12 protein-coding genes are annotated in these 14,475 nt (G+C 72.5%); 6 read left to right on the forward strand and 6 right to left on the reverse strand.

Annotated elements, in window-relative coordinates:
• The first annotated feature begins 139 nt into the window (after positions 1–139).
• Complete coding sequence (locus tag I6A81_RS09655) at positions 140–1,408, forward strand: cytochrome P450 (RefSeq protein WP_202999292.1); 1,269 nt, start codon at positions 140–142, stop codon at positions 1,406–1,408.
• 160 nt (positions 1,409–1,568) lie between these two features.
• Complete coding sequence (locus tag I6A81_RS09660; RefSeq protein ID WP_202999293.1) at positions 1,569–2,138, forward strand: carboxymuconolactone decarboxylase family protein; 570 nt, start codon at positions 1,569–1,571, stop codon at positions 2,136–2,138.
• A 303-nt stretch (positions 2,139–2,441) separates the two neighbouring features.
• On the opposite strand, the gene I6A81_RS09670 is transcribed toward I6A81_RS09660, so the two are convergent.
• A complete protein-coding gene (locus I6A81_RS09670) occupies positions 2,442–3,233 on the reverse strand; it encodes a hypothetical protein (protein ID WP_202999294.1) in 792 nt (263 codons plus the stop codon).
• 714 nt (positions 3,234–3,947) lie between these two features.
• On the opposite strand from I6A81_RS09670, the gene I6A81_RS09675 reads away from it, so the two are divergent.
• From I6A81_RS09675 to I6A81_RS09685, 3 genes are all read left to right on the forward strand, one after another.
• Complete coding sequence (locus tag I6A81_RS09675) at positions 3,948–5,861, forward strand: FUSC family protein (RefSeq protein ID WP_307874560.1); 1,914 nt, start codon at positions 3,948–3,950, stop codon at positions 5,859–5,861.
• A 165-nt stretch (positions 5,862–6,026) separates the two neighbouring features.
• The gene (locus I6A81_RS09680) at positions 6,027–6,872 is read left to right on the forward strand and encodes a DNA-formamidopyrimidine glycosylase family protein (RefSeq protein ID WP_202999296.1); all 846 of its coding nucleotides are present in this window, start codon (positions 6,027–6,029) and stop codon (positions 6,870–6,872) included.
• Positions 6,873–7,026: 154 nt separating this feature from the next.
• Positions 7,027–7,770: an SDR family NAD(P)-dependent oxidoreductase gene (locus I6A81_RS09685; RefSeq protein WP_202999297.1), complete on the forward strand. Its 744-nt coding sequence runs from the start codon at positions 7,027–7,029 to the stop codon at positions 7,768–7,770.
• A 238-nt stretch (positions 7,771–8,008) separates the two neighbouring features.
• Here I6A81_RS09685 and I6A81_RS09690 read toward each other — a convergent pair whose 3' ends face one another.
• The 4 genes from I6A81_RS09690 to I6A81_RS09705 all read right to left on the reverse strand — a co-directional run bounded on the left by I6A81_RS09690 (position 8,009) and on the right by I6A81_RS09705 (position 10,958).
• Positions 8,009–8,827, reverse strand: a complete 819-nt coding sequence (locus I6A81_RS09690) for a mycofactocin-coupled SDR family oxidoreductase (RefSeq protein ID WP_202999300.1) — start codon at positions 8,825–8,827, stop codon at positions 8,009–8,011.
• A 115-nt stretch (positions 8,828–8,942) separates the two neighbouring features.
• On the reverse strand, positions 8,943–9,746 hold the full coding sequence (locus tag I6A81_RS09695; RefSeq protein ID WP_202999301.1) for an SRPBCC family protein: 804 nt from the start codon (positions 9,744–9,746) through the stop codon (positions 8,943–8,945).
• A gap of 244 nt (positions 9,747–9,990) precedes the next feature.
• Positions 9,991–10,449: a winged helix DNA-binding protein gene (locus I6A81_RS09700; RefSeq protein WP_202999303.1), complete on the reverse strand. Its 459-nt coding sequence runs from the start codon at positions 10,447–10,449 to the stop codon at positions 9,991–9,993.
• Complete coding sequence (locus I6A81_RS09705) at positions 10,446–10,958, reverse strand: MarR family winged helix-turn-helix transcriptional regulator (RefSeq protein WP_407661279.1); 513 nt, start codon at positions 10,956–10,958, stop codon at positions 10,446–10,448. Before I6A81_RS09705 ends, I6A81_RS09700 begins: the two co-directional genes overlap by 4 nt.
• Positions 10,959–11,167: 209 nt before the next feature.
• On the opposite strand from I6A81_RS09705, the gene I6A81_RS09710 reads away from it, so the two are divergent.
• Positions 11,168–13,384, forward strand: a complete 2,217-nt coding sequence (locus I6A81_RS09710; RefSeq protein WP_202999307.1) for a WD40 repeat domain-containing serine/threonine protein kinase — start codon at positions 11,168–11,170, stop codon at positions 13,382–13,384.
• Positions 13,385–13,472: 88 nt separating this feature from the next.
• Here I6A81_RS09710 and I6A81_RS09715 read toward each other — a convergent pair.
• Positions 13,473–14,475 (reverse strand): WD40 repeat domain-containing protein (locus tag I6A81_RS09715; RefSeq protein ID WP_203010157.1); only part of this gene is annotated, 1,003 nt, incomplete at its 5' end.

Here is a 14,475-nt window from a genome sequence, read left to right on the forward strand (position 1 = left end):
GGCTGCGTCCTGTTGGTGGCCCGGCGTCAGGCACGGATGCGCGGTTGCGCTGCCCGGCCGGGCAGCGACGGTTCAGTGGCTCTCCCGTTGACGTGGAATCACAGGGGGCGCGCGGCTGCCAGCGGAAGAGGATCACAGAATGATTGACGTTGATGCCGTCGACTTCTTCATGAATGGCAGGGTGCTGCACAGCCCGTACGAGTACCTGGCCGCCATGCGCGCGCGGTGCCCGGTCCGGCGTGAGCCCCACCACGGCGTGTTCATGGTGACCGGCTACGACGAGGCCGTGCAGGTCTACAACGACACGGAGCGGTTCTCGGCCTGCATCTCCGTCACCGGCCCGTTTCCGGGCTTCCCGGTGCCGCTCGACGGCGACGACGTGTCCGCGACGATCGCCGCGTACCGCGCCAGGCTGCCGATGAGCGATCAGCTACCGACGCTGGACCCGCCGGTGCATACCGACCACCGGGCGCTGCTGGCCCGGATGATCACGCCGAAGCGGCTGAAGGAGAACGAGGAGTTCATGTGGCGGCTTGCCGACCGCCAGTACGACGAGGCCCTCGCCGACGGCAGGGTCGAGTTCAACGGCGCGTATGCCGGTCCGTTCGCGATGCTCGTCATCGCCGACCTCCTCGGCGTCCCCGAGTCCAACCACGAGGAGTTCCACGAGGCCTTCTACGGCGGGCAGGCCGGCACGATTGGCTCAACCAACGGAGAGTCGCTGCCCCACACCCCGCTGGGTTACCTGTACGAGAAGTTCACCGCCTACGTCGAGGACCGCCGCCGCGAGCCGCGCGGCGACGTGCTCACCGGCCTTGCCTCGGCGACCTTCCCCGATGGCTCGACGCCCGACCTGATGGACGTGGTGCGGGTGGCCTCCAACCTGTTCGCCGCCGGTCAGGAGACCACCGTGCGCCTGCTGAGCTCCGCGGTCATGATCCTCGCCGAGAACCCTGAGCTGCAGGCCGTGCTGCGCGCGAACCACGAGCTCATCCCGAGCCTCGTCGAGGAGACGCTGCGCTGGGAAAGCCCGGTGCGCGGTGACTTCCGCCTGGCGAAGGTCCCGGTCACCGTCGGCGGCGTTGATATTCCCGCGGGCAGCACGCTGATGCTGCTCAACACGGCCGCCAACCGTGACCCGAGAAAGTTCCCCGCCCCCGACACGTTCGACATCCTGCGCCCGAACGCGCGCAGTCACATCGCCTTCGGCCGCGGCGCGCACGCCTGCCCCGGAGCACCACTGGCCCGCGCGGAGGCGGTGGTCAGCCTGACCCGGCTGTTCGAGCGCACCTCGAACTTCTGGATCGACGAGGACAAGCACGGCCCCGCTGGCGCGCGGCGATACCGCTACCTCCCGACATTCATGCTGCGCGGGCTGACCCGCCTGCACCTCGAATACAGCGCGTAGCTCACCAGTCGGGCCGAGCGCTGGCCGCCCGCGCGCGGAGGCAAGCCGGTAACCAGCACGGGCCGCGCGCTCTCGGAACTCTTCGAATCAGGACTCGCGCGGCTGCCCGGCCCGGTGTCCTCGGCGAACCGATACACCCACCCGAGAAGGGAGCACTCGCATGGCGCGCGTCGAGCCGCTGCGGCCCCACCAGTTCCCGAAGGAGATGCGTTCGGCGCTGGCGGCCCTGGTTCCCCCGGAGCCGCGTTATCCCATGCCGAACGCCGAATGGCAGCCGAGGCCACTCGGCATGCTCGGGACATTCGCGCACCACCCCCGCCTCGCTCGGGCGTTCTTCACCTTCAATGGCCAGGTCCTGCTCGCGACGACGCTGACCCCCCGCCAACGGGAGATCCTCATCCTGAGGGTCGCCGCTCGGCGCGCCTGCGCCTACCTGTGGGCAGAGCACGCCCACCTCGCGGAGGAGGCCGGGATCGCCGCCGAAGAGGTGGCCGGGATCGCATCGGGCCCGGCTGAATCGCTCTTCAACCAGCTTGATGCCGCGCTGCTGAGCGCCGTTGACGAGATCGTCACCGACGGTCTGCTGACGGACGGCACCTGGGCGGTACTCGCCGCCGAATTCGACACTCAGCAGATGCTTGACGTCATCTTCACCGTCGGCGCCTACGAGGCGGTGTCGGCGATGCTGCGCTCCTTCGAGATCGAACCCGACGGCTCCCCTGGGCCGTGATGACCGCCGACCGGCACGACTTCGTGGGCACACCGGACGGCTGGAAGAGCGAGAAGCTCGTCGAGCAACTCGTCTGGTTCGTCAACAAACCAGGCGGCATGGGCTGACCGTCCGCTGGACGCGGCCCGAGATCCGCCTCCGCCACGACTGGCAGGGTCTACGCTGTTGATGTACCAACGATTGCGGAACCCGCGCCCCCTGCCGGTTCGGGGCACTCCCCTGTGCGGGTCTGGGACCAATCCGGTCATAGGAGGCCCCGCTCCCCCGACGGATCCCGTCCAGACCTCGGCACGTTCCCTCTCGTCATTCGAAAGTGACCGCGCCCTCGTCGTCGATCAACACCCGCAGGTCGACCCGGTTACGGACCGGGTCACCGGCGGCGCCGGCGAGGTACTGGCATCGGTAACCGGTGTCAGCCTTCTCGCCCGCCATACCGCGGCCGACAAGTATGGCGGCCGGAATCTCGTCGCATCGCGGATCATCGAAGTGGAACCCGGGAACTGACGTGGCGACCTGCCAGAACAGCTGGTACACGTTCGTGGCCGTCAACAGGGCCACCGGAGGTGGCTCTATCCGGTACGACACCCAGAGCGCCCCCGGGGGAGCGTCGCGGGAGACGATGATCTCCCATGCCATCTCCAGGCCGTCGTACACGGTGACGCATGGGGTCACCGCGCCCGGGGCAAGGTCGATCCGGTCGTTCTCGCACCGGGCGGTGAGGTCGCCCATGACGCCGGCCATCGTGAGGGTCTTCTGCCGCAGGTCCGTCAGGATGCGGTGCAGTTGCGCATCGCCGCCCGGCGCTGCCTGCTCCACCTCGTCGCGGCCGTACCAGGAGGCCACGAAACCGGGCTGCGGCCCGGTCACCCCGACCGGTCGCGCGGTGCCCACGATCGTCGGAGACGGGGTCGGGCCGGCCGCGGTATCACCGGGCCCCGCGTCCGTGTCACCGCCACAGGCGACGGCGCCCGCCATCAGGAGAAGAACGCCCGCGAGCAGACCGGCGACGAAGCCCGCGCGACGGGCACCCGGCCCGCGGCCGAAGGTGTTCCGGCCCAGCCAGCGAGAACGCCATCCATCCGTCGTCCCGCGCATTACGCACCTCCGGTAACGCGTCGCCTGTCGTCCTCATGGCGCGGGTACGTCGCCTGGGTCGTCAGCTCGGGCACCGCCTTCCCGTCGGGAAGCCACTCGCCAATGAGCCCGCGCTCGACGTCACGGCCTTGCGATCCGCGACCGAGCGCGCTCCCAGCCCTCTCGCATCCGATGCGGAATTCCTGCGTCAGAAGCGAAACCGCTGGTCACGAGGTCCTGAACCCGGCGCGCGGTACATCCCGTGGGCGGAACAAGTGTATTCCCATCCGACACGATTCACGCTGGTAGAACGAAGCACCCGGAATTGAACGACGGTCCTTGGCGGCGGGCGCATGTGCCGGTCGGCCCGCGAATGGACCGGCACGGTCGCGGGCGCCTCGAGGCGGGCTCCGACCGACGTGGCCGCTAGGTGGGCGGCCAGCCGGGGGCCTGTCGGTCGTCTCCACGACCCATCGCGCGCAGGTCGCGCGCGGCCACTGGTCCGGATCGCCGCGAGCGGCGGCGAGCGGGCCGTCCGGACTCGGCACGCCGCGCTCCCACGCCGACAGCCGACCACCCGGCGAGCGCGGTGGCCTGGCGACTCGGTCGGTCGGCCTGGCTGGGGAATGCTTGCGGGGTGGTTCCGAGTCCTGCCGCCGTCTCATGACGAGCGAGCCGCGCCGTCTCCCGGTGCCCTCGCCCGCTGGCCCGAGCCGGATCGGCGCGGTGTTCGGCGTGGCACGCCCACGGGGGCGGCTGCGGATTGCCCTGGTCTGCGCGATCGCGTTCACCGTGCCGCTGAGCGTGGGCGAACTTGCCGGAAAGCCGCAGGCCGGGCTTTTGGCGACGTTCGGCGCCTTCGCCGCCGCCTACTTTCCGGACGCGACGGTGGCCGTCCGGGCACGGGCACTGCCGGTGATCGGAGTCGGGCTCGCCGCGTCCGCCGCGATCGGGGTGGCGGCGGCGGGAGCCAGCTGGACGATCGCGGTGGGGATCTCCGCGGTGGCGGCCTTCGCGACGCTGCTCGTGCGCGCGTTCGACGTGCCCGCTCCCGGGGCGTACCCGTTCGTCCTCAGCTGCGCCGTGGCGACGCAGCTGCCGCAGGACGTCGAGCGGATCGGGGAACGGGCGGCACTCACGATGGCCGGTGCCGGTTTCGCCTGGCTGCTGACGATCTGTGCGTCGCTCCCGGACCGGCGCGGGCCGGCCCGGCGGGCGGCCGCGACGGCCCTGACCAGCCTCGCCACCATGCTGGAGGCGATCGGCACGCCGGCCTATGACTCCGCGCGGCACAACGCCGCGCAGGCGGTTCGGCACCTCAGGACGGTGCTCGGGGAAGGCTCCGGGCAGGGCCAGGGCGGGCAGACGCTCTCGGCGGTGGCGTTCGGGGCGCGGCACGTGTTCGACGCGGCCGTCGCCTATCCGACCATGACCCGGGAACCAGTACCCCGGGCGCTCCCGGAGACCCTGCGCGAGCTGGCCGCCGGGATCCAGGCCGGCGCCGGCGCCATCGGCGCCGACCCGGCCGGCCAGGACCAGGACCGTCACGACCTGCCAGGCGTGGGGACGGCCAGCTCGAGGGCGCGGGCCGGTCTCTGGGCGGCCGTCGCCGAGCTGGCCCATCCCCCGCCGGACCGGCCGACAGTCCCGTCGCTGCCGCCCGCCCGGGCAGAGTGGGGCCGGCGGTTGGGCCGGGGCTCCCTGGCGTGGCCACTGGCGGCCCGGGCCGGGCTGGCCGGGCTCGTCGCGGCGGCGCTGGCGATCGCGGCCGGGGCGGACCATCCCTACTGGGCTCCGGCCGCGGCGGCCACGGTGGTGCAGGGAACAACTGTCCGCGCCGCCGGCCGACGGTCACTGCAGCGGGCCGCCGGGACAGCCGTCGGCGTGCTGGTCGCGCTGGGCATTCTCAGCGTGCAGCTGCCCGCCTGGTGGCTGATCGCCATGATCGCCGTACTGGAGGTGGGCGCCCAGATACTCATGGCGGCGAACTACGCGCTGTCCACGGTGCTCATCACCCCGCTCGCGCTGATCCTGGTCGAGTTCGCCAGACCGGGCACGCCCCCGGCCGAGCTGGCCGCGCCGCGACTGCTGGACACGTTGCTGGGCTGCGCCGTCGGCCTGGCCGTGGTCCTGTTGCTCTGGCCGCACGCCGCCGAACGCAGGCTGCCCGGGGCACTGGCGGACTCCCTCGTCGCGACCGGCGACCTGCTCGTTCTTCGGCTCGCGGCAACCGGAGAAGGCGCGGCGGATGCCGGGGGCGCCCCGGGAGTCGCCGGTGCCCGTGAACGGCTGGAAATGGCCATCGCCCGGCTGACCGCCCTGCACGCCGACGCCGAGGACGAGCAGTTGCGCGGAACACGGGCGGCGGACCTGCTCTGGCCCGCCGTGGTCGCCACCCGCCGACTCGGCTATCTGGTGCTGGCCGATCCGGCCGGCCTGCGCGGGCCGCCGCCCGCCGGACCGGCCGCGGTCCGCGCCGCGTTCCAGGCCCGCGCGGACGAGATCACCGGCCATCCCGTGGCGGGCGGGGATCCGATGTCCGCGCTGCCCGCCTTCACCCCCCTGCGCACCGAGTTCGCCGCCCTGGCCGAGGCGGTGAGGACGGCCCGCTCGGCCGGAGCACTCCCCCCGCCCGGCCAGCTTTCCTGACCCGTCGCACCCGGCCATGACAGTCAGCCCGCGGTCACGGACCCCTGGACGGAGGGCCCGCCCGAATCACTGGTGGCCGACGCGGCGGGTGACGGTCCGGTCCTCGCCGGCTCCACGCGCGGGCCGGTAAGAATCGCCAGACGGAATCGTCCGAGGGAGACGCCGGTGCCAGAAGGAGACACCATCTACCAGGCCGCCCGCCGGCTGCGCCACGCGCTGGCCGGTCAGGTCCTGTCCGTGAGCGATTTCCGAGTGCCGCGGTACGCGACGGTCGACCTGACCGGCAGGACCGTGCTCGAGGTGGTGCCTCGTGGCAAGCACCTGCTGATGCGTTGCTCCGGCGGCACCACGGTGCATTCCCACCTTCGGATGCAGGGCGCCTGGCGCACCTTTGCCGCCGGCGAGCCCTGGCGTGGCGGTCCCGACTGGCAGATCCGGGTGGTGCTCGGCAACGAGCGGCACGTCGCGGTCGGCTATCGGCTGCCCGTCCTCGACATCCTGCGGACCGCCGACGAGGCGGCCGTCGTGGGTCATCTCGGTCCTGACGTGCTCGGGCCGGACTGGGACCTCGACCGTGTGCTCGCGGGCGCGCTGGCCCGCCCGGAGCGAGCGGTGGGCACGGTCCTGCTGGATCAGTCCGTCCTCGCGGGCCTCGGGAACGTCTATCGGATCGAGGCGTGTTTCGTCGCCGGAGTCTCGCCGTGGACCCGGGTCGGCGACGTTCCCGATCTCGGCGGGCTCGTCGGCCGAGCCCGACAGTTGATCATGGTCAACGCGGACCGGCCCACGCGGGTCACGACCGGGTCGACGCGGCCGGGCGAGCACCTGTGGGTCTACGGCCGCGGCCGGCGGCCGTGCCGTCGGTGCGGTACGGCCATCCGCGTGGCCGAACAGGCGCCGTCGGACGCCCCCGAGGAAGGACGCGTCACCTACTGGTGCCCACGCTGCCAGCGCGGGCCGGCGCCGACGGGCTCACCTGGCGGCGCCCGCGGTACCGGCATTCGGTCATAGCGCGGAGCAGGCCCTGTCCGGGTGGGCCGGGCGGCGGGCAGGACCGCCGCCTCGCGGACGCGATATCGCTGTCCGTACACCCCCACCGTCCGTACACCCACCGCTGGACGCGGCCCTGGACAGGGCACCTCTGATGCCATACACATGCATAACCGTGAAGACATTCGAAGATCGTGTCGCCGTCGTGACGGGGGCGGCGAGCGGCATCGGCCTCGCCGTCGCCGAGCGGCTTGCGCTCGCGGGCGTTCGACTGGTGATGACAGACCTCGATGGCGACGCGGTGGACGCGGCCGGGCGAGCCCTTCGCGACCGCGGCAGTGCTGTCGAGGCGCTTCAGCTGGACGTTCGCGACCCGGACGCCGTCGAGCGGGTCGCCGAACTCGTCGTCCGCCGGTTCGGCGCGCTCCACATCGCGGTGAACAACGCCGGGATCGTGAACCGGGGCCTGGCCTGGGAGCTCTCCCTCGCCGACTGGCACCGCGTGCTGGACGTGAATCTCTGGGGCGTCATCCACGGCGTGCGATCCTTCGTACCCCGAATCGTCGCGACCGGCGACGAGGGCCATGTGGTGAACGTGGCCTCGATGGCCGCCGTGCATCCGCAGGAGCGCCTCGGCCCTTACACCGTCGCCAAGCACGGCGTCCTGGGCCTTTCAGACGTACTGCGCGCCGATCTCGCCGCCGTCGGGGCGCCGGTCGGCGTCAGCGTCGTCTTCCCCGGCCGCATCCGGACAGCCATGAACCCGATCGGCAGCGTCGAACCGTCCACCGTCGCGCGCAACGTCTTCGACGCGATCGAACAACAGCGTCCGTACGTCTTCACCGACGACCACTCCGCCGGCCCCGTCGAGGCGAGGCTTCAGGGAATCCTCTCGGCCCGCGCGGACGTCATCCCATAGGCGCCCGCCCTGCATCCTGGGCGGGCGTACCGCCCACGGCCCTTTCCCGATCTTCGGCCGGCCGGAGAAGCAGGATCCGCGCGACATCGTGGACGCGGTCGGTCCGCCACGTGATGCGCGACGGCTACCTGACGCACGACAGCCAGGTGACGCACGGCGGCTCCGCCCGGCGCCTGTCCGCGCCGGCGGTCGCCGGCGCGGACACCGTCTGCTTCGGGTCAGCCCGAGGACAGACCGGTCACCGCTTGTTGAGCAGGCCGGCGTCGACGGGGACGACGGTGCCGGTGACGTAGCGGGCCTCGTCGGAGGCCAGCCACAGGACGGCGTTGGAGATGTCGATCGGCTCGACGAGGTCGACGGGCATGGCGTTGGTCAGCGCGTTGGCGAGCGCCGGGTTGCGCTCCATGATGGCCTTGATGTCGCCGTCCGCGGCCATTGGGGTGCGCACCGCGGTGGGCGCGATGCTGTTGACCCGGATGAAGTGCGGAGCGAGGTAGTTCGCCCAGGAGCGCATCAGTCCGATGACACCGTGCTTGGCCGCGGTGTAGGCCAGGAAACCCGCGGCGGGGATGCCGACGCCGACGAGCCCGCCGGTCGAGCTGGTGAGGATGATGGAGCCGCCCTGCCCGCGCTCGACCATCGAGGGGATCGCGACGCGGCCGGTGTTCCACACGCCGGTCATGTTGACGGCGACGACCTCGTCCCACTGCCGCTCGTCGGGCACGCTGCTACCGCCGGCGCCGATGCCGGCGTTCGCCACGACGATGTCGACGGGGCCCAGCGCGGCCGTGCCCTCGTCGAAGGCCTGCCGCAACGCGGTCACGTCGCGGACGTCCGCCTGGCGCGCCACGATGCGCCCGCCGAGCGCCTCGACCTCCTTGACGGTCTGGTCGAGGTCCGCCGGCGTGGCCGTCCCGTAGGACGCGGACTCGATCGGCGCGCAGATGTCGATGGCAATGATGCTGGCGCCTTCCGCGGCCAGGCGCACGGCGTGGCTGCGCCCCTGACCACGAGCCGCCCCGGTGATGAACGCGACCTTGCCGTCGAACTTGCCCATCTGGTTCTCCGTTCGGTTTCAGCCGACCGTTAGCCTTTGATCGGCCGGATTCGGGATGAGGCGGGTCAGATCACGCCGGCGGGACGGTCTCGCGGCCGGAGAGCAGGCGGCCGAGTCATTTCGCGGACGCGCGGACGACGAGCCAGACGAGCACGCCGATCACCAGCGCGCCCAGCACGGGCAGGGATCTCTTCAGCAGGGGCCAGGCGACCACGCCAAGAAGGCTGACCGGTGCCGCCGCGGAGCCAGCGGCGTCCGGGCTCGCGGTCGGCGGGGCCTTCGCGGCGACGGTCACCGGTGCCTGGGGCGTCTCGGCCAGCGGCTTGTCGGTCAGCGGTGTTTCGGCGACAGGTACCTCGACCGGCCGCCGCGCTTCGGCCGGCGCCTCGGCCGTGGCTTGCCCGACGACGGGTGCACCCGCCGCGGACGGGGCCTGCTGGACGGCGACGTCATCGGCCGCGGGGGCCGTCTCGCCGGCCGCGAGGATGTCGGCCTCCAGGTTGCGGACGAACTGGGCGACGAGCTTCGCGCTCACGTCCGCGAGGACGCCCCGGCCGAACTGGGCCGCCTTCCCGGAGATGGTCAGGTCGGTCGTCAGCGCAACGGCCGTGGCGTCACCGTCCGGCGTCAGGCGCATCGTGACGAGGGCGCTCGCGTTGCCCTGGCCGCGGGACTCCTTGCCGTCGGCCTTGATGACCGCGTGGTGAGCCACCGGGTCCTTCACCTGGAAGGTGGCCTTCCCCTTGTACTGCGCGACGATGGGGCCGACCTTCACCTTCACGGCGCCGTGGAAGTCCTCACCGTCGACGGAAAGCAACTGCGCGCCGGGCATGCAGGGCGCGATCCGCTCCGGAGCGGTGAGCAGCTCCCACGCCTTCTCGACGGGCAACGGAACCCGGAACTCGTTGACCAACTCCACCTGCGCACGTCCTCCAGATCGGCCGCGAGACCGCGGCTGTTGGGCGTTCACCCAGACACTAGCCGGTTGCTGAGCGACTGCCCAGCAGTGGTCCCGACACCCGGCCCGCCGCCGGGCGGACCGGAGCCGGAGCCGTTCTGGAGCCGTTCTGGAGCGGCGCGCGTTCGCGGACGAGGCTGTCGCGTCACGAGGAGCCGGGGCGCGCCGAGCCGTCGCCGACGCGGCGATCGGCTGACGCGGAGCCTCAGGCGCTGGCCAGTTCGGTGTTCGCGCGCTCTGTGACCAGTGCCAACACGCGGCCCGCGATCGCCAGGTCGTCGGCCGGGATACCGGCGTAGAGCCGGGCGGAGATCTGGGCGGTCTCCGTGGTGGTGCTCTCGTAAAGCTCCCGCCCGGCGTCGGTGAGCCGGAGCCGGGACGTCGTCGCCGGGTCCTCCTCCAGCAGCTTCGCGGCTGTCAGCTCCTCGATGACGCCGCGCACGACCGACTCGTCGGTCTTCAGCGAGCCGGCGACGTCGGCGACGAGCTCGTCACGGCCGATGGACTCGCCCGCGGCCACGACGGCCCGCAGCGTCACACTCTGGTGGAACGTGGCGCCGTGGCGGTCCAGCACGCCCTCCAGCAGGGCACGCCCGGCGAAGTGCGCCAGGGCGATGACCCGGCCATTGACCGTGGGATTGACCGTGGACGCGATGGTGGTCATGAAGACTCCCTCTTGTTGTCGGTGTGCTTGTTCTCGGTGCGCGGGTCGAGAGGCACGTCGAGCAGGGCCGCCAGCTCGCGGGTGAACTGTCGGGTGCGCGGGCTGTCCTGTCCCCCGAGCGGCTCCAGCAACTGGTCCAGCAGTCCCTGGACCACGTTGATCGCGCGGTGCGTGACGTCGCGCCCCTGCTCGGTGAGCGACAGCCGCACGGCGCGCGGGTCGTTCGGGTCCCGGGTGCGGGCGACGAGTCCGGCGGCTTCCAGGGCGCGGGCGAGCTTGGAGACGTACAGCGGCTCGAGCCCCGTGTGGTCGGCGAGCTGGCGCTGGCTGGGCCGCAGCCCGGAGCGCCGCATGCCGTACAGCGAGGCCATCAGCGCGTACTGGGCGTGGGTCAGGCCCAGCGGCGCGACCGCCCGGTCGACGGCTACCCGCCACTTCATCGACAGCCGCCAGACCAGGAACCCCGCCGTGGCGCTCTCCGCCGCTGAACTCACTCCAATACAGTACATGGCTACTATGTACATGGCTACTATTTGCCCGGAGGCACCCGAGGCGGCCCTCGCCCTCCAGGGCCCTGCCGGAAGGCGCGGTCCCGGTGGGCATCTGGCCTGCTCCCCGTGCGGGCCGACGTTGGGTCCGGTATAAATCGGGCCGGGAGATACCCCCTTCGCCCTGGATGGGGACCAGGCAGGCGCGGTTCCTTCCATAGGGGGATTGGATGGGTCAGCTGCCGCCTGGGGTGGAGCCCCTGGACGAGCACGATCCGGACGTGCTTGGCCCGTACCAGGTACTCGGCCGGCTCGGCGACGGCGGGATGGGCAGCGTCTATCTGGCGCGCCACGGCGGCACCGGGCCGTTCGTCGCCATCAAGGTCATCCGCCCCGACCTGGCGCGCATCGACCAGTTCCGCGAGCGGTTCCAGCGCGAGGCCAGCGCCGCGCAGCGGGTCGCCCGCTCGGCGACCGCGGCGGTCATCGACGTGAACACCACCGGCAGCCGGCCGTACCTCGTCACCGAGTACATCGAGGGGCCGACGCTCGAGGCGCGCATCCACACGCGCGGCCCGCTGTCCGTCTCCGAGCTCGAGTGGCTCGCGACCGCCGTCGCCACGGCGCTGCGCGCCATCCACGCCGCCGGCGTCGTCCACCGCGACCTCAAGCCCTCCAACATCCTGCTCTCGCCCTTCGGCGCCAGGGTCATCGACTTCGGAATCTCCCGGGCGCTGGACGCGACCACCATGTTCACCGAGGGGACCATCGGCACGCCCTCCTTCATGGCCCCCGAACAGGCCATGGGCCAAACGGTCACCGAGGCCGCCGACATCCACGCCTGGGGCGCCGTCCTCGCCTACGCCGCCGCCGGCCGCCCGCCCTTCTCCGGCGACTCGCTGCCCGGTGTCATGCTCAACGTCGCCACCGCCCCGCCCGACCTGAGCGGCCTGCCCGCCGCGTTGCACCCCCTGGTCGTCCGCGCCATGGCCAAGGACGCCGCCGAGCGGCCCACCGCCGCCGAACTGCTCGGCCTCCTCCACCACGCCGGCACCCTCGTGGCCCCGGCGGCGGGCGGACCGGGCTCCGCGCCGGCTGAGTTCCCAGCCGGCTCCAGCATCCGTTCGCCAGCGCTCCCCTCCTCGTCCGAGGACCTCGGCCCGACGCCGCATTCCCTCGACAACGCCACCGTCGCCTTCGAACCCCCGCCCGCGGCGACTCCCCTTCCGGCTTCGAGCTCTCCGACGCCCGCGGCGACCGGCACCGGGCCTGCGGCGGCGGCGCACAGCGCCGCCCCGTCGAGCAGCGAACCGGCGCGGCCAACCCTTGTCCTGCGCCGCCCGCGGCGGCGACGGCGGACCGCCGCCATCGCCGCGGCACTCGCGGTCGCGGCCGTCGCCGCGGTCACGGCCGCCGGCCTGGCCCTGAGCCCCGGCGGAGACGGCGTCGCCAGCGTTTCCGCCACGTCCACCGGCGCGCCGGTCACGGCCGCGCCCCTGCCCGCCGGCGCCGGCCAGCGGCTTACCGGGCCGGGCGACCCCGTTCGGTCGGTGGCGTTCTCCCCGGACGGGCACACGCTGGCCGCCGGCGCCGCCGACCACCGGATCTACCTGTGGGACGTCACCACGCCGACGAGCCCCACCGCCTTCGGCCAGCCACTCACCGGCCCCGGTGAATGGGTGTCGTCGGTGGCCTTCTCGCCCGACGGGCACACGCTCGCCGCCGGCAGTGACGACCGCCGGGTCTACCTGTGGGACGTCACCACGCCGGCCAGCCCCACCGCGCTCGGCCAGCCGCTGACCGAGCCCGGCGACTGGGTGCGGACGGTCGCCTTCTCGCCCGACGGGCACACGCTCGCCGCCGGCAGCGGCGACGGCAAGGTCTACCTGTGGGATGTCACCACGCCGGCCAGCCCCACCGCGCTCGGCCAGCCACTCGACGGCTACGGCAACTCGGTGCGGTCGGTGGCGTTCTCCCCGGACGGCCGCCTCCTCGCCGTCGGCGGATACCACGACGACGTCGCCCTGTGGGATGTCACCCGGCCGGCCGCTCCCGCTCCCCTCGGCTCGCGGCTCACCGGACCTGGCGACTCCGTCCTGTCGGTCGGGTTCTCCCCGGACAGCCACGTCCTCGCCGCCAGCAGCGCCGACGGCAGGATCTACCTGTGGGACGTCACCCAGCCGGGCCGTCCGGCCCCCCTCGGCCAGCCGCTGGCCGGTCCCGGTGGCCAGGCGCAGTCCGTGGCGTTCTCCCCGGACGGCCGGGCGCTGGCCGCCGCGAGCGACGACCACGGCATCTACCTGTGGAATGTCAGCCGTCCTGACACTCCCACCCAGGTCGGCCAGCCCCTCACCGGGCCCGGCGATGTCGTGACCGCGGTCGCTTTCTCCCCGGACGGTGGCTCCTTCGCCGCGGGCAGCGAGGACCACGCCGTCTACCTCTGGTAAGCCTCGCCAGGTGCCCCGGGGCGGTCGAACCGACCCCGCGGGGGGCAGGAGCGGCGGATCCGAGGGCCATGACGATGCCGCGGGGCCGCTACTTCATCTTCCACAGGCGTACGGAGCCGTCGTCGGAACCGGTGATCAGGGTGTCTTCGTTCGACGAGAACTCCCAGTCCCGCACGGTGCCCGTGTGGCCCGCGAGAGGCCGGCTGGAAGTCGGGCTGCCGGGTCCGCTCAGGTCCCACCACCGCAGCGTGTCGTCGCCCAGCTGGACGGCCAGGACCTCGCCGTCGGCGGAGAACTCCCAGCCCCGCACGGTGCCGTCGAGCCCGGGAAGAGGCCTGGGAGGGCCGGAGCCGCTCAGGTCCCACACCAGCCCCCCGCCGTCGGCCGGTTCCCCACCCTCGTCGTCCAGCCTGACGGCCAGGACCTCGCCGTCGGCGGAGAACTCCCAGTCCCACACGGTGTCGTCGAGCCCGGGAAGGGGCCCGCGCAGGACGGGAACGCCAGAACCACGCAGGTCCCACACGAACGCGCCACCGTCGTCCAGCCTGCCAGCCAGGACCTGGCCGTCGGCGGAGAACTCCCAGTCCTCCACGGTGCCGTCGAGCCCGGGAAGGGGCCCGCGCAGGACGGGAACGCCAGAACCACGCAGGTCCCACACCAACGCACCGCCGTCGGCCAGCCTGACGGCCATCGCCTGGCCGTCGGCGGAGAACTTCCAGTCCCAGACGGTGCCGTCGAGCCCGGAAAGGAGCCTGGGAGGGCCGGAGCCGCTCAGGTCCCACACCAGCGTCTCGCCATTGGCGGGCGTGACGGCCATGACCTCGCCGTCGGCGGAGAACTCGAAATTCTGCACGGCGCCGTCAAGTCCGGGAAGCGGCTCGCGCAGGACCGGACCGCCAGAACCACGCAGGTCCCACACCAGCACCCCGCCGTCATCCAGCGTGACGGCCATGACCTCGCCGCCCGCGAAGAACACCAGATCCCGCACGGCGCCGTCGAGCCCGGGAAGCGGCCCGCGCAGGACCGGACCGCCAGAACCACGCAGGTCCCACACCAGCACCCCGCCGTCATCCAGCGTGACGGCCATGACC

The sequence above is a fragment of the Frankia nepalensis genome, assembly GCF_016786325.1.
GTDB lineage: Bacteria > Actinomycetota > Actinomycetes > Frankiales > Frankiaceae > Pseudofrankia > Pseudofrankia nepalensis.